The 20644-nt window shown below is 66.8% G+C and carries 21 protein-coding genes and 2 pseudogenes; 19 read left to right on the top strand and 4 right to left on the bottom strand.

Annotated features, from left to right (window positions below):
* Positions 1 to 55 precede the first annotated feature (55 nt).
* From M3I54_RS25245 to rfaE2, 5 genes are all read left to right on the top strand, one after another.
* Entirely contained in the window at positions 56 to 880 is an 825-nt protein-coding gene (locus M3I54_RS25245; protein ID WP_254340929.1) for an enoyl-CoA hydratase/isomerase family protein, read from the top strand.
* Positions 881 to 990: 110 nt separating this feature from the next.
* Complete coding sequence (locus M3I54_RS25240) at positions 991 to 1737, top strand: PhaM family polyhydroxyalkanoate granule multifunctional regulatory protein (RefSeq protein ID WP_254340927.1); 747 nt, start codon at positions 991 to 993, stop codon at positions 1735 to 1737.
* Between the two features lie 96 nt (positions 1738 to 1833).
* Positions 1834 to 3039 carry a patatin-like phospholipase family protein gene (locus M3I54_RS25235; protein ID WP_254340925.1) on the top strand — a complete coding sequence of 402 codons (1206 nt, stop codon included), beginning with the start codon at positions 1834 to 1836 and terminating at the stop codon, positions 3037 to 3039.
* A 485-nt stretch (positions 3040 to 3524) separates the two neighbouring features.
* Positions 3525 to 4394 (top strand): ferritin-like domain-containing protein, encoded by an 870-nt coding sequence (locus M3I54_RS25230; protein WP_254340923.1) that lies wholly within the window; start codon positions 3525 to 3527, stop codon positions 4392 to 4394.
* Between the two features lie 152 nt (positions 4395 to 4546).
* Complete coding sequence (rfaE2, locus tag M3I54_RS25225; RefSeq protein WP_254340921.1) at positions 4547 to 5038, top strand: D-glycero-beta-D-manno-heptose 1-phosphate adenylyltransferase; 492 nt, start codon at positions 4547 to 4549, stop codon at positions 5036 to 5038.
* Positions 5039 to 5157: 119 nt separating this feature from the next.
* Here rfaE2 and M3I54_RS25220 read toward each other — a convergent pair whose 3' ends face one another.
* The 3 genes from M3I54_RS25220 to M3I54_RS25210 form a co-directional block, all read right to left on the bottom strand.
* Positions 5158 to 5397, bottom strand: a complete 240-nt coding sequence (locus tag M3I54_RS25220; RefSeq protein ID WP_254340919.1) for a hypothetical protein — start codon at positions 5395 to 5397, stop codon at positions 5158 to 5160.
* Positions 5398 to 5470: 73 nt separating this feature from the next.
* Positions 5471 to 6271, bottom strand: coding sequence for a type III pantothenate kinase (locus M3I54_RS25215; RefSeq protein ID WP_254340917.1), 801 nt, complete (start codon positions 6269 to 6271; stop codon positions 5471 to 5473).
* Complete coding sequence (locus M3I54_RS25210) at positions 6268 to 7179, bottom strand: biotin--[acetyl-CoA-carboxylase] ligase (protein WP_254340914.1); 912 nt, start codon at positions 7177 to 7179, stop codon at positions 6268 to 6270. Before M3I54_RS25210 ends, M3I54_RS25215 begins: the two co-directional genes overlap by 4 nt.
* A gap of 351 nt (positions 7180 to 7530) precedes the next feature.
* Here M3I54_RS25210 and M3I54_RS25205 point away from each other — a divergent pair, with 351 nt between their 5' ends.
* From M3I54_RS25205 to M3I54_RS25160, 10 genes are all read left to right on the top strand, one after another.
* The gene (locus tag M3I54_RS25205) at positions 7531 to 8664 is read left to right on the top strand and encodes an ABC transporter permease (RefSeq protein ID WP_254340912.1); all 1134 of its coding nucleotides are present in this window, start codon (positions 7531 to 7533) and stop codon (positions 8662 to 8664) included.
* A 50-nt stretch (positions 8665 to 8714) separates the two neighbouring features.
* A complete protein-coding gene (locus M3I54_RS25200) occupies positions 8715 to 9596 on the top strand; it encodes an ABC transporter ATP-binding protein (protein ID WP_375542206.1) in 882 nt (293 codons plus the stop codon).
* A gap of 73 nt (positions 9597 to 9669) precedes the next feature.
* Positions 9670 to 10635 carry an MlaD family protein gene (locus tag M3I54_RS25195; protein WP_254340908.1) on the top strand — a complete coding sequence of 322 codons (966 nt, stop codon included), beginning with the start codon at positions 9670 to 9672 and terminating at the stop codon, positions 10633 to 10635.
* Positions 10636 to 10740: 105 nt separating this feature from the next.
* Entirely contained in the window at positions 10741 to 11391 is a 651-nt protein-coding gene (locus M3I54_RS25190) for an ABC-type transport auxiliary lipoprotein family protein (protein ID WP_254340985.1), read from the top strand.
* 68 nt (positions 11392 to 11459) lie between these two features.
* Complete coding sequence (locus M3I54_RS25185; protein ID WP_254340907.1) at positions 11460 to 12818, top strand: VanZ family protein; 1359 nt, start codon at positions 11460 to 11462, stop codon at positions 12816 to 12818.
* Between the two features lie 162 nt (positions 12819 to 12980).
* A complete protein-coding gene (locus M3I54_RS25180; RefSeq protein WP_042265651.1) occupies positions 12981 to 13307 on the top strand; it encodes a ferredoxin in 327 nt (108 codons plus the stop codon).
* 47 nt (positions 13308 to 13354) lie between these two features.
* A complete protein-coding gene (locus tag M3I54_RS25175; protein WP_254340906.1) occupies positions 13355 to 13987 on the top strand; it encodes an alpha/beta hydrolase in 633 nt (210 codons plus the stop codon).
* Positions 13988 to 14256: 269 nt separating this feature from the next.
* On the top strand, positions 14257 to 15468 hold the full coding sequence (locus M3I54_RS25170) for a D-alanyl-D-alanine carboxypeptidase family protein (protein ID WP_254340905.1): 1212 nt from the start codon (positions 14257 to 14259) through the stop codon (positions 15466 to 15468).
* Positions 15468 to 16430 (top strand): D-amino acid aminotransferase, encoded by a 963-nt coding sequence (locus M3I54_RS25165; protein WP_254340904.1) that lies wholly within the window; start codon positions 15468 to 15470, stop codon positions 16428 to 16430. Before M3I54_RS25170 ends, M3I54_RS25165 begins: the two co-directional genes overlap by 1 nt.
* Complete coding sequence (locus tag M3I54_RS25160) at positions 16427 to 16720, top strand: DUF493 family protein (RefSeq protein ID WP_254340903.1); 294 nt, start codon at positions 16427 to 16429, stop codon at positions 16718 to 16720. The genes M3I54_RS25165 and M3I54_RS25160 overlap by 4 nt, the downstream gene beginning before the upstream one ends.
* An 81-nt stretch (positions 16721 to 16801) precedes the next feature.
* On the opposite strand, the gene M3I54_RS25155 is transcribed toward M3I54_RS25160, so the two are convergent.
* Entirely contained in the window at positions 16802 to 17779 is a 978-nt protein-coding gene (locus tag M3I54_RS25155; RefSeq protein WP_254340902.1) for a transcriptional regulator GcvA, read from the bottom strand.
* Between the two features lie 101 nt (positions 17780 to 17880).
* Here M3I54_RS25155 and M3I54_RS25150 point away from each other — a divergent pair, with 101 nt between their 5' ends.
* The 4 genes and pseudogenes from M3I54_RS25150 to M3I54_RS25135 form a co-directional block, all read left to right on the top strand.
* Entirely contained in the window at positions 17881 to 18207 is a 327-nt protein-coding gene (locus M3I54_RS25150) for a DUF2917 domain-containing protein (RefSeq protein WP_254340900.1), read from the top strand.
* Between the two features lie 120 nt (positions 18208 to 18327).
* Positions 18328 to 19089: pseudogene (gene lipB, locus M3I54_RS25145) on the top strand (lipoyl(octanoyl) transferase LipB); the annotation flags it as partial.
* Positions 19090 to 19255: 166 nt separating this feature from the next.
* Positions 19256 to 20245 (top strand): lipoyl synthase, encoded by a 990-nt coding sequence (gene lipA, locus M3I54_RS25140; protein ID WP_254340895.1) that lies wholly within the window; start codon positions 19256 to 19258, stop codon positions 20243 to 20245.
* 165 nt (positions 20246 to 20410) lie between these two features.
* Positions 20411 to 20503, top strand: a pseudogene (locus tag M3I54_RS25135) (taurine ABC transporter permease); the annotation flags it as partial.
* Positions 20504 to 20644: the final 141 nt, after the last annotated feature.

The raw sequence follows: 20644 nt of genomic DNA, 5'->3' as shown, positions 1-20644 counted from the left end.
CCGCACTGCCATCGCTTTCACGTAATCAGCAATCCGAAACAAAGGAGGTCCGCCTATGAACGATCCTTTTTACGCCCGCTATCAGGCCCTGCGCGTGCAGCGGCACGAGCACGGCATCGTCGAGATCGTGATGAGCGGCGAGGGCACGAACAAGAGCGGCCTCGCGACCGCCGACGCCCATATGCACCGCGAACTCGCCGAGATCTGGCGCGACGTGGACCGCGATCCCGACGCGCGCGTCGCCGTGATTCGCGGCGAGGGCAAGGGCTTTTCGGCGGGCGGCGACCTGCAGCTCGTCGAGGACATGGCCACGCATTTCGACGTGCGCGCGCGCGTGTGGCGCGAGGCGCGCGACCTCGTCTACAACGTGATCAACTGCGGCAAGCCGATCGTCTCGGCCATGCATGGTCCGGCGGTGGGCGCGGGGCTCGTCGCGGGACTGCTGGCCGACATTTCGATTGCCACGAAAACGGCGCGCATCATCGATGGCCATACGCGCCTGGGCGTCGCGGCGGGCGACCACGCGGCGATCGTGTGGCCGCTTTTGTGCGGCATGGCGAAGGCGAAGTATTACCTGCTGCTGTGCGAGCCGGTGAGCGGCGAGGAGGCGGAGCGCATCGGCCTCGTCTCGCTCGCCGTGGACGAGAGCGACCTGCTGCCGAAGGCGTTCGAAGTGGCGAAGCGCCTCGCTAACGGTTCGCAAACCGCGGTGCGCTGGACCAAGTACGCGCTCAACAACTGGCTGCGCATGGCGGGGCCGACCTTCGACACGTCGCTTGCGCTCGAATTCATGGGCTTTGCGGGACCCGACGTGCGCGAGGGCGTGCAGTCGCTGCGCGAGCGGCGCGCGCCGGACTTTCCGGGCGGCGATCCGTTCTGATTCGCGCTTTCTACCGATTTTTACATTTACGCGCGCTATCATCAAAGAGATCGTTTCGAGCCCGCCCACGCGCGCGCATTTGAACACCTATCTATGCGAGGGAGTTCCGCATGACCGACCCAGCAGGCACCATGCCGCCGTTCCCGGGCTTTCCAGGCTTTCCGCCCGCCGAAATGCTCGACCAGATGTGGGGGATGATGCGCCTCACGCCGTTCGGCGGCGCGTTTCCGGGTGGCGAACCGGGCGTGGCGCAAGCCTTTGGCCCGCCGCTTTCGATGATGTCCGACATGATGACGCCGCTCACCAACATCGAGGAGCTCGACAAGCGCATCACCGATCTGCGCGCCGTCGAGCAGTGGCTCAAGCTCAATCTCGGCATGTTGCAGTCCGCCATCCAGGCGCTCGAAGTGCAGCGCGCCACGCTCTCGACGCTGCGTGCGTTCGGCGCGTTCGCGCAGGCGCAGATGACCCCGAGGCACGCCGAATCCGAAGCGCCGAGAACGGGCGCCGCGCGCGAACGGGCCGCCGGGCCTGATGACGCGAACGCAGGCGCTGCGCCCGAGGGCGCGGCATCCGCGCCGCCGGGCTTCGACGCGGCTTCGTGGTGGAATCTCGTGCAGGCGCAGTTCAACCAGCTCGCGCAATTCGCGATGGCGCAGCCTGCCGCCGCAGCGCAGGCCGCGCAAGCTGCCGCCGAAGCGGTGAGCGAGGCGCAGGCCAAGACCGAAGCCGCGACGGCTAAACGCAGCAGCACCGCCAGGCGGAGCAGCAACACGGGCAGTGGCAATGGCAACAGCGGCGGCGCGGGCCGCAGCGCGCCGCGCGGCGCGAAGAAGGCGCCGGCGCAACCGGAATAAGGCGCGCCGCGTCACGTCACGAAGAACCGTCCCGCGGGACGCAATAGAAACGCGACTGCGGGACAAAAACGGCACAAAGCGGGGAGCGTCGGCATCATGCGGCTTGCGCTCGTAATGATGGGCGGCGGCGCGCGTGCGGCCTACCAGGCCGGCGCCTTGCGCGCGCTTGCCGAGCTGGCCAGCCAGGCCGAGCCGGCGCGCCGCGCCATGCCCTTCACGGTAATCTGCGGCACCTCGGCGGGCGCGATCAACGCCACCTCGATCGCGAGCCACGCCGACCAGTTCGCGCACGGGGCGGCGCGCCTCGTCGACATCTGGTCGGACATGCGCGCAAGCCGGATCTATCGCACCGACTGGCCCGGCGTCGCGGCCGCGGGCGCGCGCTGGCTCGCCGCGCTCGCGTTCGGCTGGGCTGCATCCAGCGTGGGTGCGCGCGCCGCGCCGCGCACCTTGTTCGACAGCACGCCGCTCGCGCGGATGCTCCCGCACGCGCTCAATTTCCATCGCATCGAGCAGATGCTCGACGAGCGACTGCTCTACGCGCTCGCCGTCACGGCGCTCAGCTATTCGTCGGGGCGGCATGTCACGTTCTACCAGGCATGCGAGCCGATTAGCGCGTGGCGGCGCGCGCAACGCACTGCGCGCATGGTCGCGCTCACGCCCGCGCATCTGCTCGCTTCGGCGGCGATTCCGTTCGTGTTCCCGGCCGTGCGTCTCGAACTCGACGGCCGCCACGAATATTTCGGCGACGGCTCGATCCGGCAGACCGCACCGCTCTCGCCCGCCATCCACTTCGGCGCGCAGCGCATCGTCGTGCTGGGCGCCGCTGCGCCCACGCCGGAAGTGCCCGCGACGCGCCCCGACATCGACCGGTATCCGACGCTCGCGCAGATCGGCCAGCAGGTGCTCGCGAGCGTCTTCCTCGACTCGCTCGGCGCCGATATCGAGCGCATCGAGCACGTGAACCGCATGGTGCTGCAACTGCCACAGACGGTGGAGCCGGAAAGCGGCTGGCGGCATGTCGAGGTGCTCGCGATCGCGCCGAGCGAGCGTATCGAGCTGATCGCCGCGCGCCATTTGCGGCAGTTGCCGCGCTCGGTGCGCATGCTGCTGGGCGCGATGGGCGGCAACCGCGCTTCGGGCGCGGCATTTGCGAGCTATTTGCTGTTCGAGCGTGAATTCACGTGTGAATTGATCGAGCTGGGTTACCGCGACACGCTTGCGCAAAGTGATGTTCTTTTGACTTGGCTCAAAGCTCCGACAGACGGCGCGATCAACGATTTTGGGGTGTGGCGGAACTGAAACACCGGCATGCTATTATTGTGTAAGGTTTTTCTGGTTATTTGTGGGAGTTGCGGGCGGCGTTGCGGCGCTTCGCCGCGCGGGTTCCACGGCCTTGACGGGCGGGATGTTTGCCCATTGGAAAATCAGCCAGCAAGGTGTGTCAAAAGGACGTCGAACGCAGGGCGCTAGAGTGCGACATTGTGTCGCATAGGCCCGCGGCGATGGCTCGCACGCCTCGCGGGTATCGGTGGTGATCAGCGGTATCAGGCGGCCGGGTTCAAGGAACGGAGCAGCTACCCAGAATCCACGACGGCGCCTTCATTCCGGTTAGCTGGATTGTCGTGGGGCAACGCGTGTTGCGTTCGCCGGTCTGCGATTGCGTCCAGAGGGCCGGATACCGCGTAAAATTAAATGCTTTTTGCCTGCGCGGCCGCGTTGTATGCGGCACGCGGCACGCTACGAATTCGTCATGCGCGCGTTTTGCGCAGATCAGGGGCGGGACTATGAACACGATGCTTTATCCGGAACTTTACAAATCGCTCGAATCGGTCCGTTGGGACATGGAAAAGGACATTCCCTGGGACAAGTTCGATGCGTCGCTCCTTACCGATGAGCAGGCCGCGACCATCAAGATGAACGCGATCACCGAATGGTCGGCGCTGCCGGCCACGGAAATGTTCCTGCGCGACAACCATCACGACAGCGACTTTTCGGCATTCATGAGCGTGTGGTTCTTCGAGGAGCAAAAGCATTCGCTCGTGCTCATGGAATACCTGCGCCGCTTCAAGCCGGAAATGGTGCCGAGCGAGGAAGAGCTGCACGCCGTGCGCTTCGAGTTCGATCCGGCGCCGCCGCTCGAAACGCTCATGCTGCACTTCTGCGGCGAAATCCGCCTGAACCACTGGTATCGCCGTGCCGCCGAATGGCACACGGAGCCGGTCATCAAGGCCATCTACGAAACGATTTCGCGTGACGAAGCGCGCCACGGCGGCGCGTATCTGCGTTACATGAAGAAGGCGCTCAACAATTTCGGCGACGTCGCCCGCGCGGCGTTTGCGAAGATCGGCGTGCTGATGGCTTCGGCGCGCCGCACCGAAAAGCCGCTGCACCCAACGAACCTGCACGTGAACCAGGCGCTGTTCCCGCGCGACACCGTGCAGTCGCGCCTGCCCGACCCGGAATGGCTCGAGCGCTGGCTCGACGAGCAGATCCGCTTCGACGACGGCTGGGAAAAGAAGGTGATCGAGCGCATTCTGCACAACCTCTCGATCCTGTTCGAGCGCACGTTCACCACGGCACAGGAACTGAACCGCTATCGCAAGGAAGTGGTACAGCGCCTGCAGGCCGAGCAAGGCACGCAACAGCCGGCCTGACGCGCCGGGACATCTCGCGTGCGCGTCTTCGTGGCGCGCCGCGACCGGGACGGCCCGAAGCGCTCCTCGCGTGACGGGCCGTTTTCATTGGCGCGTTTGTCGATGACTTGCCCGATTCGATCCGCGCCCATTTTTTATCCGAGCCTCATTCCATGCCCGCTTCCTTCGAACGCAAGATCACGACCCGCGAGGCGCTCGCGCAACTGCGCGCCTCGCTGCCCGGCCCAGTGGTGTTCACCAATGGCGTCTTCGACATCCTGCACCGCGGACACGTCACCTATCTCGCCGATGCGAAGGCGCTGGGCGCCACGCTGATCGTCGGCGTGAATAGCGACGCTTCGGTGAAGAGGCTCGGCAAGGGCGACGACCGCCCCATCAACAACGAGAACGACCGCATGGCGCTGCTGGCGGCGCTGGAGAGTGTGGACTGGGTCGTGCAGTTCGGCGAGCAAACGCCCGTCGAGCTGATCGGGGCCGTGCGTCCGGACATTCTCGTGAAGGGCGGCGACTACGACATGGACGCGCTGCCGGAGTCGGCGCTGGTGCGCGGCTGGGGCGGGCGCTCGCTCGCGATCGCCTTCGAGCACGACCGCTCCACGACGAAGCTGCTGCAGAAAGTGCGCGCGCAGGAAGGATCGAAGTAAGTTCTGGCATGCGTCCGCACCTTCACACCGTGCGGCGGACGATGCAAAACCGGCCGGAGGCCGGGCCGCCCAAGGCTTGGGCGCGCCCGACCTCCGGCCGGTCGTGTTTGAAGCGCCGCTTACTGCGACAGGGTTGACGCCTGCACCGCCGGATCCGCCACCGGGCCGCCGACGGTCGGCACGTCGGCCGATTCGGTGGGCCGGAGCGCCTTCACCACGAGCCGCTCGGGGTGGATCTGCCGGTTCAGGTGCTGGGTTTCGCGCGTACCCGACGAGGGCGTCGGGCCGAACACGCCGCCAATGGCCGCAAAGGCTAGCCCGTTGGCGAGAATCAGAATGGCGATCAGCCAGCGCAGCATCGTGTGAAGCTCCTTCCAAATCGTTCGTTCAGTTTCAGCGCTAGAGGTGGGCGGCGCGTTGGTCGCGCGCGCCTCAGGACTGCGCCGCGATAAGCGCCAGGCCCGAAAGCACCAGTGCATCGTGGCGAGTATGCGGTACCTTGAGCGCCGCTGTCACTTCGGCCGCCGCGCCGCCGCTCACCACGACCCGCACCGGCAGTCTCCACGCATCCTGTAAATCGGCCCAGGCGCGCTCGATGAGCGCGGCCTGCGCGAGCGCACAGCCCGCCGAGATCGAGCTTCGCGTGTCGGTGGCGAAGGCGATGCCCGGGCGGGCAGCATTCGCCATGCCGCCGGCGACCACGGGCAATTGCGCGGTGTGCTCGCCGAGCGAGCGCATCATGAGCGTGAAGCCCGGCGCGATCATGCCGCCCACGAACGTGCCGTCGGCGCGCAGCGCTTCGAGCGTGGTGGCTGTGCCGAATGTCGCGATCAGGAGCGGCTCGCCCGGATACGCGGCGTGCGCACCGATCATGCCGGCCCAGCGGTCGCTGCCCAGCGCGTCGGGCGTGGCATAGCTGTTCGTCACGCCGCATTGCTGCGCGCAGGCGCGCACCACGGTGCGCGAGAGACCGGGCCAGTGCGCCTCCACCAGCGCGTCGAGGCGTTCCCCGACTGCCACGCCCGCGACGTTCGAGATCCACGCGCCGGCGGGCCGGGGCAGTGCCGCCCATTCTTCGCTACCGGCCTCAGGAGCGGCGGGCGTGGCTTGCGTGCCCTCATCGCGCACATGATCGATCGTTCCCGCATGCAGGCGCGACCCGTCCTGCGCGACGAGCGCCCATTTGATCCGGCTGTTGCCTGCGTCGATCAGGAGGAAGGGGCCGCGCCTCATGCGCCGCTGTCCGCGAGCCGCAGCGACACGTCGCCAGCCGTGACGGTCTCGCGGCCGCCCGGCGTATCCACGAGCAACTGGCCGCGCTCGTCCACGCCGGCCGCCGTGCCGCGCAGCAGCTCCCGTCCTTGCTCGTAGATGGCGACCTCGCGGCCCGCGTACGCGTGGCACGCGTTCCAGCGCGCCTGGAAGGGCGCAAAGCCCGCCGCGCCGAAGCGTTGCAGCGCGGCTTCGAGCGCGTTGAGCTCGGCGGCGAGTGTGTCGGTGAGGTTGGCATTCGGCCACGCGCGTGAAAGTGCCGTGGGCGTCGTACCGGGCACGACCGCCGCACTGCCGCCCGCGGCGTTGAGCGCCTCGACCCTGGCGGCGAGCGCATCTTCGCCGCGCACGTTCGTGCCGATGCCGATCACAACCGCTGTGGCGTCGGCGGTGGTCCAGGCTGTCTCCACGAGGATTCCCACCAGCTTGTCGCCTTCGAGCAGCACGTCATTGGGCCACTTGAGCGCGATTTGTCCGGGCGCGGTCACGGGCAGCGTGCGCAGGCCGTCCACCAGCGCCGAGCCGATGGCGAGGCTCAAACCCGCAAGCCCTTCGATCGGGCGCGGCAGCACGCAGCCGATCGAGAACAGCAGCGCGTCGCCGGGCTGCGCGACCCAGGTGCGGCCGCGCCGGCCCCGGCCGGCCGTCTGCAGATAGGCCACGCGCACGATCGGGCGCGCGAGCGCGTCGCGCTTTTGCGGCAGCGCCTTCAGGCGCGCCATGAGGTCGGCGTTGGTCGAGCCGGTTTCCTCGACGATCTCGATGGGCCAGTCGTTCGCGGCCGGGCCGAACAGCGTGATCGCGCGGTTGCGGTCGATGCGCCAGTCGCCGGCGCTCGGAGTATCGGAGGTGGGGGGCGTCGCGTTCATGTCTCATATTGTAGTGGCTGGGGCGCGGGCAGCAGGCCGCGACGCTGGTTTCGACCCGAAATGCGGGTAATCCACACGCCACCCACAGGTAGCCCACAGGTTATCCACGGAATCGTCCACAGGATCGAAGGTGTCCGATGGGATCCGAAAGTGATAACCGCACCGCCGATTTTCGCGCAATTTGCTTAATCTATAGGCAATTCACAGGCTGCCCACAGGCAGTCCACAAGTTATCCAGAGAGTTGCCCACAGTTCGCCTCGTGTCTGAGCGCCGGCCGTGCGCTTTCGGACCGACGAAACGGGGCGCGTTCGCTACAATGTTTGCTCACCCCGTCCGCCGAGTGCTTACCCTTGAATCAAGACACGCCGCCCGGCCTTGAAGTCTCGGCCGGCACCCACGGAAAGACCGTGCGCCTGTCTGGCCAGTGGACAGCGCTCGCGCTCGCGCGCGACCGCGAACAGGGCGGCGCGACCCGGCGCCTGCGCGCGCTCGCCGAAGAGCGCATCGGCGAATGGGACCTCTCGCGCGTGGAGCGCATGGACCACGTCGGCGGCCAGGCGCTCTGGCTCGCCTGGGGCCACAAGCTGCCGGCCGATCTCGTCGACCTCACGCAAACGCAGCGCGACATCTTCGAGCGCATCGCGCTGCTCGACTCCGTGCGCGAGCCGGCGGAGCGCATCGTGCGCGTCGATCCGGTCACGCAGCTCGGCCTCGCGATTTTCTCGTTCTTCGACCACCTGTATGGCGGCATCGCCATGTTCGGGCGCGTGATCCTCGATCTGCTGCTCGTGGTGCGCAAGCCCAAGGTCACGCCCTGGATCGAGATTTCGGCGAACATCTACAACGCCGGCGCGCGCGCGCTGCCCATCACGGCGCTCGTCGCGTTTCTGATCGGCATCGTGCTGTCGTACCTTTCGGCGCAGCAATTGCGCCTCTTCGGCGCGAACCAGTTCATCGTCAACATCCTCGGCCTCGCGGTGATCCGCGAACTCGGGCCCGTGCTCTCGGCGATTCTCGTGGCAGGGCGCTCGGGCTCGGCCATCACCGCGCAGATCGGCGTGATGCGCGTGACCGAAGAACTCGACGCCATGCGCGTGATGGGCATCTCGCACGGCCTGCGCCTCATCCTGCCGCGCGTGATCGCGCTCGGCGTCGCCATGCCGCTGCTCGTGATCTGGACCGACATCATTGCGTTGCTAGGCGGCGCGATCGCGGCGAAGATCGTGCTGGGTATCGACATTTCGTGGTTCATGCGCTCGATGCCCAGCGTCGTGCCGATCGCCAACGTGTGGATCGGCCTCGGCAAAGGAGTGGCGTTCGGCATGCTGGTGGCGATCGTGGGCTGTCACTTCGGCTTTCGCATCAAGGCGAATTCGCAGAGCCTGGGCGAGGGCACGACCACGTCGGTCGTCACGTCGATCACGATCGTGATCCTCGCCGACGCCGTGTTTGCGATCCTGTTCCAGAACGTGGGGCTTTCATGAGCACGACTGGCACGACGGTTACGACGATCGAGACGAAAACGACCGGCACGATCACCACGCCGCTCAAGGAGGTCGCGCAGGATTTGCCGCTGCCGACCATCGGCGAGCCGGTGATCGAGGTCCACAATCTCTCGAAGCGCTACGGGCGCAACGTCGTCCATCAGCATCTGAACCTGGAAATTCGCCGTGGCGAGATCGTCACGCTGGTGGGCGGCTCGGGCTCGGGCAAGACCACGCTCGTGCGCCAGATCCTCGGGCTCGAGAAGCCGACCTCGGGCACCATCAAGATGTTCGGCGAAAACATCACGACCATCGATCCCGAGCGCGCGCGCCTCATGCGCACGCGCACCGGCATGCTGTTCCAGCAAGGCGCGCTGTTCTCGTCGCTCACCGTGTTCGACAACATCGCCCAGCCGGTGCGCGAGCTTGGCAAGGTGCCGGCCGGCCTGATGCGCGACATCGTGATGCTCAAGCTCGAAATGGTGGGGCTGCCGTGCAAGCACGCCTCCAAAATGCCGGCCGCGCTCTCGGGCGGCATGATCAAGCGCGTGGGCCTCGCGCGCGCGATCGTGCTGGAGCCGGAGCTGCTCTTTCTCGACGAGCCCACGGCTGGGCTCGATCCGCGCTCCTCCGATGAAGTGGTGGACCTCATCAGCACGCTGCACCGGGCGTTGGGGCTCACCGTCGTGCTCGTCACGCACGACCTCGACGCCATGGTCGCGCTCTCCACACGCGTGGCCGTGCTGGCCGAGCGCAGGGTGCTCGTGGCGGCGCCCGTGGAGGAGGCGGCGAGCGTCGATCATCCGTTCATCCGCGAGTACTTTCTGGGCATGCGCGGTCGCCGCGCGCTCCAGGCGCTGCCGCCCGAGCGGCGCGCGAAGCTGCCGCCGGCGGCGCTCGCTCCAGCAGCCGTGGGGTACAAGCCGTGGTAGGGCCTGCGCACGCCCGTATCCGGCTTGACCGGCTTAACCGGCGCGCCGCGGCCGCCAAAGAAGGAATCTGACGATGGAAAACAAACCGCATGCGTTCTGGGCGGGCATGTTCACGATAGGGCTGCTCATCGTGATCGCGCTTGTCGTCATCTTCTTCAGCGCCGACCGCTCCGTGCGCGTGCCGTACGACCTCATTTCGCGCTCGAGCGTGACGGGCCTCTATCCGGACGCGGCGGTGCGTTTTCGCGGTATCGACGTGGGCAAGGTGCAGTCGATCAAGTTCGATACCCAGCATCCGGGCCAGATCCGCATTCGCATTCTCGTCGACCAGAAGGCGCCGATGACGCGCTCCACCTTCGGCTCGCTCGCGCTGCAGGGCGTGACAGGCATCGCGTTCGTGCAGCTCGACGACAATGGCATCGACCTCTCGCCACTGCATTCTTCGGCGGCGCGCGTGGCCGAGCTGCCGCTGCGCCCGGGCTTGCTCGACCAGCTCCAGCGCCGTGGCGACGCGCTCCTGCGCAAGCTCGACAGCATTGCCGGCGACATCGACCAAATGCTCTCCGAGGACAACCGCAAGCAGGTGATGCAGGCCGTGAACAGCCTGCAGCAGGCCGCGAGCAGCGTGAACGTGCTCGCCCAGCAGCTCCAGCCCACCGCGAAGCAGCTGCCGGGCGCGGTGACGGAGTTGCAGCACACGCTGCAGTCGACCAACACGCTCATCACGAGCATGAACCGCCCGGACGGCCCGTTCCAGACCAATCTCAACAAAGCCGGCACGGCGGCGGCCCAGGCGGGGGCGGCGCTCACCTCGATCGACGCCTCGATCCAGGACCTGTCGGCGCGCGTGGGCTACGACACGCTGCCGCGCGTCGACTCGCTCACCGACGATGTGCGCTCGGCCATGCGCGCCGTGGACCGCGCGGCGGGCACCTTCAGCACGAGTCCGCGCAGCGTGCTGTTCGGCGGCGCGCCGCAGCCGGCGCCCGGGCCCGGCGAGCCGGGCTTTGCGTGGCCGGCCGCTGCGGTGACGAAGTAGGCCGCGCCACTGCCCTGCGGCCTTACGCGACACCATTCGATGCACTTTCGCGCGGCGCATACGCCGCGCGCCAAAGAAGGAAACGCAATGTCACGCACATCACGCCTGCCACGATCGATGCAACGCGCCGCAGCGGCTGGCTCAGCCTTGCTGGCGGCGCTCGCGCTCGGTGCGCTCCTCGCCGCCTGCGCGGGCAATCCGGCTTCGATCAACGATGTTCGCTACGACCTCGGGCTGCAGTCGTCACTGGAAGCGCAAGACGCCCAGGCCGCCCCCGCGGCGCCGGGCGCCAGGCCGCTCCTGAAGGTGCTGGCGGTCAGCGCGCCGCCGCCGCTCGATAACGACGGCATCCTCTACCGGATGAATTTCGACTCGCAGCGTACGGCGCGCTACGCGAACAGCCGCTGGACGATGTCGCCCGCGCGGCTGCTCACGGAACACCTGCGCACGTCGCTCGGCGCGCACGCGACGGTGCTCGCGGGCGGCGACGCCGTGCAGGCGCCGATGCTCAAGGTCGAACTGTACGAGTTCGAGCAGGTCTTCGAGAGCCCGACGCAAAGCGCGGGCGTGCTGGCCGCGCGTGCCACGCTCATGCGGGGCGGCAAGGTGCTGGCGCAGCGCTCGTTCGCCACGCGCGCGCCGGCGGCCACGCCGGACGCCGCGGGCGGCGTGCGCGCGCTGCAGGCGGCCAGCGACGATTTCGCCAATCAGCTGGGCGCGTGGCTGAGCACGCAGTCGTTCGCGGGCACGCCTTGAGGGACATGGACAGGCGTCGCGCGATAACAGTGCGCGGCGTGGCATTGGGGGCAAGGGCGGGATAGCGGATGATCGAAGCGGGACGGCTCCGGCTGCGCGCCCCGCAAGGCGGGCGGCGCGGGATGGACGGCGACGAGGGTGGCCAGGGCGGTGGTCAAAACAGCGGCCAGGGCGCTGGCGACGAACGCGGTGCGATCGCCAGCGGCGACACGCCCGCGCCCGCGTCATCAGCGCCATCGCCAGCCGCCACACGCGAGCCGCTGCCGCGCCAGGCCTCGACGCTCTCGCGTCAGTCGCTCGCGCTTTACACCGCGCTGATCGTCTATGGCTCGTGGTATCCGTTCTCCGGCTGGCGCTCGCTCGGCCTCAGTCCCTTCGCCTATCTCGGCGATCCGTGGCCACGCTACTGGACAGTGTTCGACATCGTCACCAACGTGCTCGGCTACATGCCGTTCGGCGCGCTCGTCGTGCTCGCCGCGTGGCCGCGCTGGCGGGGCTTGCTCGCGGTGCTGCTCGCCGCCATTGCGGGCACGCTGCTCTCGGGCGTCATGGAGGCCGTGCAGACCTGGTTGCCCACGCGCGTCGCGTCCAATCTCGATCTCGCGTCGAATGCACTCGGCGCGTTGCTCGGCGCGCTCGTGGCGGCGCCCGCCACCGGCGCGCTGCTCGAGCGGGGCTTCCTGCGCCGCCTGCGCTTTCGCTGGTTCGAGCGCGACGCGGCAGTGCTGATGGTGCTCGCGGCGCTTTGGCCGTTCGCGACGATGTACCCCACGCCGCGCCTCTTCGGCCTGGGCGAGTGGGCGCGCGCGCTCTGGCAGCGCCTCGACGGCTCGATGCAGGACGCCGTGCTCGCCTGGACGCCCGCCGCCTGGCATCTGCGCTCGCTGCCCGACATGCTCGCCGCGCGCTTGCCCGATAGCGGCTGGGAAGCGATCGTCACGACGCTGAACCTGTTCGGCGCGGCGGCGTTCGCGACGCTCCCCATGCGCTCCCGGGCGCCGCGCGCGCGGCTCGTCATCGCGCTGATTGCGTTCACGCTCGTCGTCAAGGTGGGCGCGACCTTTCTGCAGTCGCAAAGCGGGCTCATTTTCGACTGGGCGACGCCGGGGGCGCTCGCTGGCCTCGTGTGGGGCACGCTTCTCGCGTTTCTCGCCTTGCGCCTGCCGCGCGCCGTGCGCGCAGCGGCGGCGACACTCGCGCTCGCTGTGGCCCTCGTGTTCGTGAACGTGTTGCCGGTGAACCCGTATTTCGACGTCGTGCTCGCGGACTGGCGGCAGGGCCGCTACCTGCACTTCAACGGCCTCGCGCGCTGGCTCGCATGGACGTGGCCCTGGGCCGCGCTTGCGTGGACGGCGTTCTCGCTCGAGCGCGCGTGGCTCGTGCGGCGCGCGCGCCGGGCCGCGAAGCGCGCTCGCCACGACCGGTGAGGGCGCGCGGCGCTCGCCTGAGCGTTCACGCCGCGCTCGTTATAATCGACCGGATCGCCGCGCAGCCACGCTCGCGCGCAACGCAATGTAATGCCTCAAGGCGGGCCACGCGCTTTCAGCAAGCCTGCGCTCACTGCACGACACTCACCGGTGCCCCACGCCATGACCGATTCGTTCTACAAGTACCACGTCTTTTTCTGCCTGAACCAGCGCGAACCCGGCGCGGACCGCCCGAGCTGCGCGAATTGCAACGCACAAGCCATGCAGGAGTACGCGAAAAAGCGCGTGAAGCAGCTGGGTCTCGCAGGCCCGGGCCAGGTGCGCATCAACAAGGCGGGTTGTCTCGACCGCTGCGAGGAGGGCCCGACCGTCGTCGTGTATCCGGAAGGCACGTGGTACACGTATATCGACGAGAGCGACATCGACGAAATCGTCGTCTCGCATCTGCAGAACGGCCAGGTGGTCGAGCGCCTCAAGATCGATCGCTGATCGACCCCGATGCACGGCCAAAAAGTACCCGTAAGGACTGCCGCACGATGAACGCCCAGACACAAAAATTCCAGATCGACGGTCCCGTCGGCAAGATCGAATGCGCGCTCGATGTGCCCGACGCTGGCACGACGCCGCGCGGCATTGCGCTCGTCGCGCATCCGCATCCGCTCTTTGGCGGCACGATGGACAACAAGGTCGCGCAAACGCTCGCGCGCACGCTGGTGCAGCTCGGCTACACGACCTATCGCTCGAACTTTCGCGGCGTGGGCGAAACGGCGGGCACGCACGACAACGGCATCGGCGAACAGGACGATCTGCTCGATCTGCTCGCCTGGATGCGCGCGCAACCGGGCCAGACCGACGTGCCGCTCGTGCTCGCGGGCTTTTCGTTCGGCACCTTCGTGCTCTCGCACGTCGCGAAGCGCTATCTCGAAGCGGGTGGGGCAATCGAGCGCATGGTGTTCGTCGGGACGGCAGCGAGCCGTTGGGAAGTCGCGCCCGTGCGCGACGATACGCTCGTGATCCACGGCGAACTCGACGACACCGTGCCCATTCTCTCGGTGTACGAATGGGCGCGTCCGCAGGAATTGCCGATCGTCGTGATTCCGGGGGCAGAACATTTCCTGCACCGCAAGCTTCATATCCTGAAGCGCATCATCGTCGAAGCGTGGCGCTGACGTGTCGGCCCCAATCTTTCGGGGCCCGATGCAGGCCGTTCGTCACCTCGCGTATGCCGGGAGAAATGCGTGAAAAATGCACGACAGGTATGCGCAAACGTGTGACATCGCGAAAATTCGCCACGACGTGACGCGTATAATGTTCGCCAATTTTGTGCTTGCTGCGCCGCGATCGGCGCATGCACGGCATCCGCATTCCGGCTTTCACCGACCGTGCGCCGCATGGCGCGCTACGTTCATCCCGTCCCAATTCCGCCCGACCTGAACCTATGCGTTTTCTCTCCTCTGGCCATACGTCTTTCGTTCCTTCCTCCATCGTTCGCAATGTCACGCTCGCAGCGCTCTTGCCCGCCTCGCTTCTCGCGAGCGCGAGCGCGCTCGCGCAGGTGCCGCCTCCTGGCGTGAATGCGCGCTCGTGGGTGCTCGTCGACGCCACCGCGAACCAGGTGCTCGCCTCCGGCAACGCCGATGAGCGCGTCGAACCCGCATCGCTCACGAAGCTCATGACCGCGTACCTCGTGTTCGAGGCGCTGCAGAGCAAGAAGATCTCGATGGATCAGGTCATCGAGCCAAGCGAAGCCGTGCGCCGCGTGAAGAACGACGAGTCGCGCATGTTCATCGAAGCGAACAAGCCGGTCTCGGTGCATGACCTCGTGTATGGCATGATCGTGCAGTCGGGCAACGACGCGGCCATCGCGCTGGCCGAACTCGTGGGCGGCAGCGAAGCGAACTTCGTCAACATGATGAACGCCGAAGCGCAGAAGCTCGGCATGACGCACACGCACTTCGCCGACGTAAACGGCATGCCCGACCCGAATCACTACACGACGGCGGGCGACCTCGCCACGCTCTCCGCGCGTCTGATTCGCGACTATCCCGAGTACTACGAAATCTTCTCGGTCAAGGAATTCAAGTACAACAACATCAAGCAGCCGAACCGCAACCGCCTGCTGTGGATCGACCCGACGGTCGACGGTCTGAAGACCGGCCACACGCAAGCCGCGGGCTACTGCCTGATCGCGTCGGCCAAGCGTCCGCTCGCGGGCGGCGGCAACCGCCGTCTCGTCTCGGTGATGATGGGCGAGCAGAAGGAACACGACCGCGTGCAGGACAGCCTGAAGATGCTGAACTACGGCTATAGCGCGTACGACACCACGCGCATCTATCAGGCGAACCAGGCGGTGGCGACGCCGCGCGTCTACAAGGGCACCCTTGGCGCCGTGAAGGTCGGCGTGCAGAAGGATCAGTTCGTCACGCTGCCCAAGGGCGCCGCCGACAAGGCCAAGCCGCAGGTCGAACTCAACAGTCCGCTGATCGCCCCGCTCACGGTTGGCCAGCAGGTCGGCTCGGCAAAGTTCGTGGGCGCGGATGGCAAGGTGCTCGCGCAGGTTCCGCTCGTCGCGCTCGAAGCCGTGCCGCAAGCCGGTATCGTGGGCCGCGTGTGGGATTCGCTCATGCTCGTGGTCAACAAGAAGAAGTGATGACGGGCGCAGAGACGCAAGCGGCCGAGCCGCTAGTCTGGCTCAACGGTGAACTCACGCCGCTTTCCGAAGCGCGTATTCCCGTGCTCGATCGCGGGTTCATCTTCGGCGATGGCATTTACGAGGTCGTGCCCGTTTATGCGCTCGCTGTGGATGCGGCGTGTGTGCGCGTGTCGTTTCGCATGGCGCAGCATCTCGCGCGTCTCAAGCGCTCGCTCGAGAAGGTCGGCATTGCGAATCCGTTCGACGAAGCGGGCTGGCGCGCGCTCGTCGCGCGTCTGATCGAGGCGAACGAAGCCGCGGGCACGCTCGCGCGCGATGCTCACGCCAACTTCTACGTGCAGGTGACGCGCGGCGTCGCGCCACGCGGCCACGCATTCCCGGCGGTGGCCACGCCCACCGTGTTCGCGATGGTCAATCCGCTCAAGCTGCCGGGCGTCGCGCAGCGCGAGCATGGCGTGCGCTGTGTGACGGCTGAAGACAAGCGCTGGCTGAATTGCGACATCAAGTCGACCTCGCTGCTCGGCAACGTGCTGATGGCGCAGCACGCCGCGGAAAACGACGCGTTCGAAACCATCCAGCTGCGCGACGGCTGGCTGACCGAGGCATCGTCGTCGAATGTGTGGGTCGTGAAGGGCGGCGCGCTCTTTGCGCCGCCGCGCAGCAACCGCATTCTCGAAGGCATTCGCTACGGCCTGATCGAGGAGCTGGCCGAGGAATGCGGCGTGCGCTTCGAAGCGCGCGAGATCGCCGAAGCCGAACTGCGCGAGGCGGACGAGATTCTCGTGACCTCGGCAACGAAGGAAGTGCTGGCGGTCGTCGCGCTCGACGACAAGCCAGTAGGCGGCGGCAAGCCGGGCCCGGTCTATGCTGCGCTCTACGCGGCGTATCAGCGCGCGAAGCAACGCGAGGCGCAAGCAGTGCGTGCATCGGCCGCCGAGCTACAGGAAGTGGAGAAATGAACGTGGCACAACAGGCAAACAACCCCGCAGCGAAAGAATCGCTGATCGAATTCCCCTGCGACTTCCCGATCAAGGTGATGGGCAAGACGCATCCGGAATTCCAGGACACTATCGTGACGGTGCTGCGCGAATTCGACGGCGGCTTCGACGCCACGACCATCGAGACGCGTCCGTCGAGCGGCGGCAACTACACGGGCCTCACCGTGACGGTGCGCGCCACGAGCCAGGCGCATCTCGACGACATCTATCGAGCCCTCACCGGGCATCCGATGGTGAAGATCGTGCTGTAAGCGCTGGCGTTTCGCTGGCTGTAGTTTGAACGACAAGGGCCGCACATGTGTGCGGCCCTTGTTGCATCTGCGGCATTCATTTCAGGGCACGTCGCCGACGCGCGCACGTTGCGCCGCGGCGGCGGCCGTCATCAGCGGGCCGGCTTCGCAAGCGTCCTCATAAAGCCGCCTGAAGCGCGCGACCTCGTCGAACACCCAGTCGCGGAACGCCTGCACGCGCGCGGTCTGCATGCGTTGCGGCGGGCAGATGAAGTAGTAACGCCATGGGCTGGGGCCGTCGATGTCCTTGAAAAGGCGCACGAGCCGACCGAGCGTGATCTCGTGCGTGGCGAGCGAGCGGCGCACGAGCGCGATGCCCTGGCCGTCCATGGCCGCCTGAAGCAGGTTCGAGGAGTCCTGATAGAGCACGCCGCGCTTCGGCTCGGGCAGGTTCTGGAGGCCCGCGGCGTCGAACCACGGCCGCCAGAGTTCGTCGTCCGAGCGCAGGAGCGGCAGTGTCGCGAGTTCGCGCGGGTCGGTGGGCAGCTTGCCGCCGTTGAAATCGGGCGAGCAGGCGGGAAAGAAGATCTCGTCGAGCAGCAGCTCGGCATGCAGCCCGGGATAGTGCCCGTAGCCGAAGCGGATGGCGACATCGACATCGTCGCGCGCGAAGTCGGTGAGCGAATTCGTGGATTGCAGCTCGACGTCCCACTGCGGATGCGCCTCGATGAAGCGGCCGATGCGCGGCGTGACCCAGCGCGCCGCGAACGACGACAGCATCGAAACGACGAGCCGCCGGTCGCGGTCGCCGGCGCGGATCTCCTGGGTGGCGTGCGCGAGCTGGTTGAGCGCTTCGCGCACCTGGCCGGCGTAGCGGCGGCCGGTGTCGGTCACGCGCACGCGTTTGCCGTCGCGGGAGAAGAGCGCCACGCCCAGCTCCGCTTCGAGTGCGCGGATCTGGTGGCTCACGGCGCCGTGCGTGACGAAGAGTTCGTCGGCGGCGCGCGAGAAGCTTTCGTGGCGGGCGGCGGCCTCGAAGGCCTTGAGCGCATTCAGCGCGGGTAGCTGACGCAGATCCATATCGTATTTTTTCTCACATAGCCGTGAAAATTGATCGTTTTGCTCGATCCCTTATGGTGTCTACGATTGTAGCCATCGGAGCAGGTCATTCGGAGTCGAAAATGAGAGAAATTTCTTCAGATATCACGTTTGAAGTGGCGGCCGATCAAACGGCTTCAGTGCGCGTCGCCCGGAGCACGCGGCTGACCGTGAAGTGCGGCACCGTCTGGGTCACGCGCAGCGACGACACCGTCGACTACTGGCTCGAACCCGGCCACACACTGCGGCTGCGGCGCGGCGAGCGCCTGTGGATCGGCGCGGAAGGCGGCGCGGCCGCGTGGGTGGGGTTCGCCGCGCCGGTGCGCCTGAGTGAGCGCGTGGTCGACCTGGCCGCTCGCGCCGCACAGCGTGCAGGCGTTCACATCGGCGATGGCTGGCGCACGGTTTGACTTGACGGCTGGTAGTTCGACAGCGGTTCAAAAGCGGCGGCGATGGGAGGCAACCCACCGCCGCCGTTATCCGCAGCATGCCCGGCGCGCTCGTCCCGAATTCGGTAAACTCCCGGAATCATGTGCGCCACTCTGGTTTCACCCTCACAAATTTCTTCCGACCCCGGCGCTGCTGAGGCCGCGTCCCAAACGGCAAGTTCGCCCACCGTCGTGCGCTGGCGCGGCAACGAGGCTTATCAGACGAGCTTCGACGCCATGCGCGAGTTCACGGCCGCCCGTGACGCCAATACGCCCGACGAAATCTGGCTCGTCGAGCATCCGCCCGTTTTCACGCTTGGCCAGGCCGGCAAGCCCGAGCACCTGCTCGTGGCGAACAGCGGCATCCCGCTCGTACAGATCGATCGCGGCGGGCAGATCACGTATCACGGGCCGGGCCAGGTGGTCGCCTACCTGCTGCTCGACTTGCGGCGCCGGAAGCTGATGGTGCGCGAGCTCGTCACGCTCATCGAGGACGCCGTGATCGAAACATTGGCGGCGTATAATCTCGCGGGCGAGCGCAAGGCCGGCGCGCCCGGCATTTACGTGCCGCAAGACGCCAGCGGCGCGAGCGCCGCGCATACGGGCGCGAAAGTCGCCGCCCTCGGGCTGAAGATCCGCAACGGCTGCAGCTATCATGGCGTGAGCCTGAACGTGTCGATGGATCTGGGCCCATTTCTCGCGATCAATCCGTGTGGCTACGCCGGTCTCGAAACCGTCGATATGGCCACGCTGGGTGTGGAGGCGAGCTGGCGCGATGTCGCTGCCACGCTGGCGGCGCGGCTCGAGGCGAATCTCGCGGCGCACGCAGCAACACTTCTCGCGGTGGCCGAAGCGGCTGCCACAGACCCTTCAGCCGAAGCGGCCGGGATGAACCCGACCGCAGAGGCGGCTGAAAAGGAAGCGGCCGCTTACGCGGCCGCGATGGACCCGGCCGAAGCGGCCGTCTCAGGCGGGCAACCGCCGCAACCGCAGGCTGGCGTTGCACCGGCGGCCTGACTGGATCGAAAGCATGACTGACATCACTGCGAACCCCGCTGGCGCCAACGCCGACGCCGTTCCCTACGACGCCACCGCAAAACAGAAGGCGCAGGCCAAGACCTCGCGCATTCCGATCAAGGTCATTCCCATCGAGAAGCTCAAGAAGCCTGACTGGATCCGCGTGAAGGCGGCCACGGGCAACTCGCGCTTCTACGAAATCAAGAACATCCTGCGCGAGCACAACCTGCACACGGTGTGCGAGGAAGCGAGCTGCCCGAACATCGGCGAGTGCTTCGGCAAGGGCACCGCGACGTTCATGATCATGGGCGACAAGTGCACGCGCCGCTGCCCGTTCTGCGATGTGGGCCACGGCCGCCCCGATCCGCTCGACCCGGATGAACCGGCGAACCTCGCGCGCACCATCGGCGCGCTCAAGCTCAAGTACGTCGTGATCACGAGCGTGGACCGCGACGACCTGCGTGACGGCGGCGCCGGCCACTTCGTGGAGTGCATTCGCCAGGTGCGCGAACAATCGCCCGAAACGCGTATCGAGATTCTCACGCCGGACTTCCGTGGCCGTCTCGACCGTGCGCTGCAGATCCTCAACGCCGCGCCGCCGGATGTGATGAACCACAATCTCGAAACGGTGCCGCGCCTCTACAAGGAAGCGCGCCCGGGTTCGGACTACGCGCACTCGCTCAAGCTGCTCAAGGACTTCAAGGCGCTGCATCCCGAAGTCGCGACGAAGTCGGGCCTGATGGTGGGCCTTGGCGAAACCGAAGAGGAAATTCTTCAGGTGATGCGCGATTTGCGCGCGCACGACGTCGACATGCTGACGATCGGCCAGTACCTTCAGCCCTCTGAACACCACCTGCCGGTGCGTTCGTACGTGCATCCGGACACGTTCAAGATGTACGAGGAAGAGGCGTACAAGATGGGCTTCACGCACGCGGCCGTTGGCGCGATGGTGCGTTCGAGCTATCACGCCGATCTGCAGGCGCATGGGGCAGGGGTGGTTTAAACACCCCCCGCATCTTGCAAGCACGCAAAGCAAAAAGCCCGCTGAAAGCGGGCTTTTTGCTTTGCGCTGCGCTCGAACAGCGCGACACACACATCGATTCCAGGACCATCCGTCTCAACGCGAAAAGCAATGCCTAAGCAGCGTCTGGCGGAACGGCGTTCGAGGGGCATCGTCCTGATCGGGCTCATTGCCTGGGGCTTCGATCTGGGCATGCGTGCGCTCGAGAAGCGGCTCGTGCCGTGGAAGGGGCGGGCCTGACGCGACGCCCCGGCCATTTCTGGAAATCCAAACAGAGATAGGGCGCGATTCTGGAAAACCAGATTCGCGCCTTGGTTCGTTGGATAAAAATCCTTATAAATCAACGGCGTGAGCGATTGCGCTCGCTGGCATTTTCCTTGC

Source organism: Paraburkholderia sp. CNPSo 3274, from assembly GCF_024206475.1.
Taxonomy (GTDB): Bacteria; Pseudomonadota; Gammaproteobacteria; order Burkholderiales; family Burkholderiaceae; genus Paraburkholderia.
The sequence above is the reverse complement of the archived record's forward strand: the minus strand, read 5'-3'. Positions and strand labels throughout refer to the sequence as shown.

Coding starts and splice junctions, on each gene's coding strand:
- M3I54_RS25245 (WP_254340929.1), top strand. CDS start 56: ATGAACGATCCTTTTTACGCCCGCTATCAGGCCCTGCGCGTGCAGCGG.
- M3I54_RS25240 (WP_254340927.1), top strand. CDS start 991: ATGACCGACCCAGCAGGCACCATGCCGCCGTTCCCGGGCTTTCCAGGC.
- M3I54_RS25235 (WP_254340925.1), top strand. CDS start 1,834: ATGCGGCTTGCGCTCGTAATGATGGGCGGCGGCGCGCGTGCGGCCTAC.
- M3I54_RS25230 (WP_254340923.1), top strand. CDS start 3,525: ATGAACACGATGCTTTATCCGGAACTTTACAAATCGCTCGAATCGGTC.
- rfaE2 (WP_254340921.1), top strand. CDS start 4,547: ATGCCCGCTTCCTTCGAACGCAAGATCACGACCCGCGAGGCGCTCGCG.
- M3I54_RS25220 (WP_254340919.1), bottom strand. CDS start 5,397: ATGCTGCGCTGGCTGATCGCCATTCTGATTCTCGCCAACGGGCTAGCC.
- M3I54_RS25215 (WP_254340917.1), bottom strand. CDS start 6,271: ATGAGGCGCGGCCCCTTCCTCCTGATCGACGCAGGCAACAGCCGGATC.
- M3I54_RS25210 (WP_254340914.1), bottom strand. CDS start 7,179: ATGAACGCGACGCCCCCCACCTCCGATACTCCGAGCGCCGGCGACTGG.
- M3I54_RS25195 (WP_254340908.1), top strand. CDS start 9,670: ATGGAAAACAAACCGCATGCGTTCTGGGCGGGCATGTTCACGATAGGG.
- M3I54_RS25185 (WP_254340907.1), top strand. CDS start 11,460: ATGATCGAAGCGGGACGGCTCCGGCTGCGCGCCCCGCAAGGCGGGCGG.
- M3I54_RS25180 (WP_042265651.1), top strand. CDS start 12,981: ATGACCGATTCGTTCTACAAGTACCACGTCTTTTTCTGCCTGAACCAG.
- M3I54_RS25175 (WP_254340906.1), top strand. CDS start 13,355: ATGAACGCCCAGACACAAAAATTCCAGATCGACGGTCCCGTCGGCAAG.
- M3I54_RS25170 (WP_254340905.1), top strand. CDS start 14,257: ATGCGTTTTCTCTCCTCTGGCCATACGTCTTTCGTTCCTTCCTCCATC.
- M3I54_RS25165 (WP_254340904.1), top strand. CDS start 15,468: ATGACGGGCGCAGAGACGCAAGCGGCCGAGCCGCTAGTCTGGCTCAAC.
- M3I54_RS25160 (WP_254340903.1), top strand. CDS start 16,427: ATGAACGTGGCACAACAGGCAAACAACCCCGCAGCGAAAGAATCGCTG.
- M3I54_RS25155 (WP_254340902.1), bottom strand. CDS start 17,779: ATGGATCTGCGTCAGCTACCCGCGCTGAATGCGCTCAAGGCCTTCGAG.
- M3I54_RS25150 (WP_254340900.1), top strand. CDS start 17,881: ATGAGAGAAATTTCTTCAGATATCACGTTTGAAGTGGCGGCCGATCAA.
- lipA (WP_254340895.1), top strand. CDS start 19,256: ATGACTGACATCACTGCGAACCCCGCTGGCGCCAACGCCGACGCCGTT.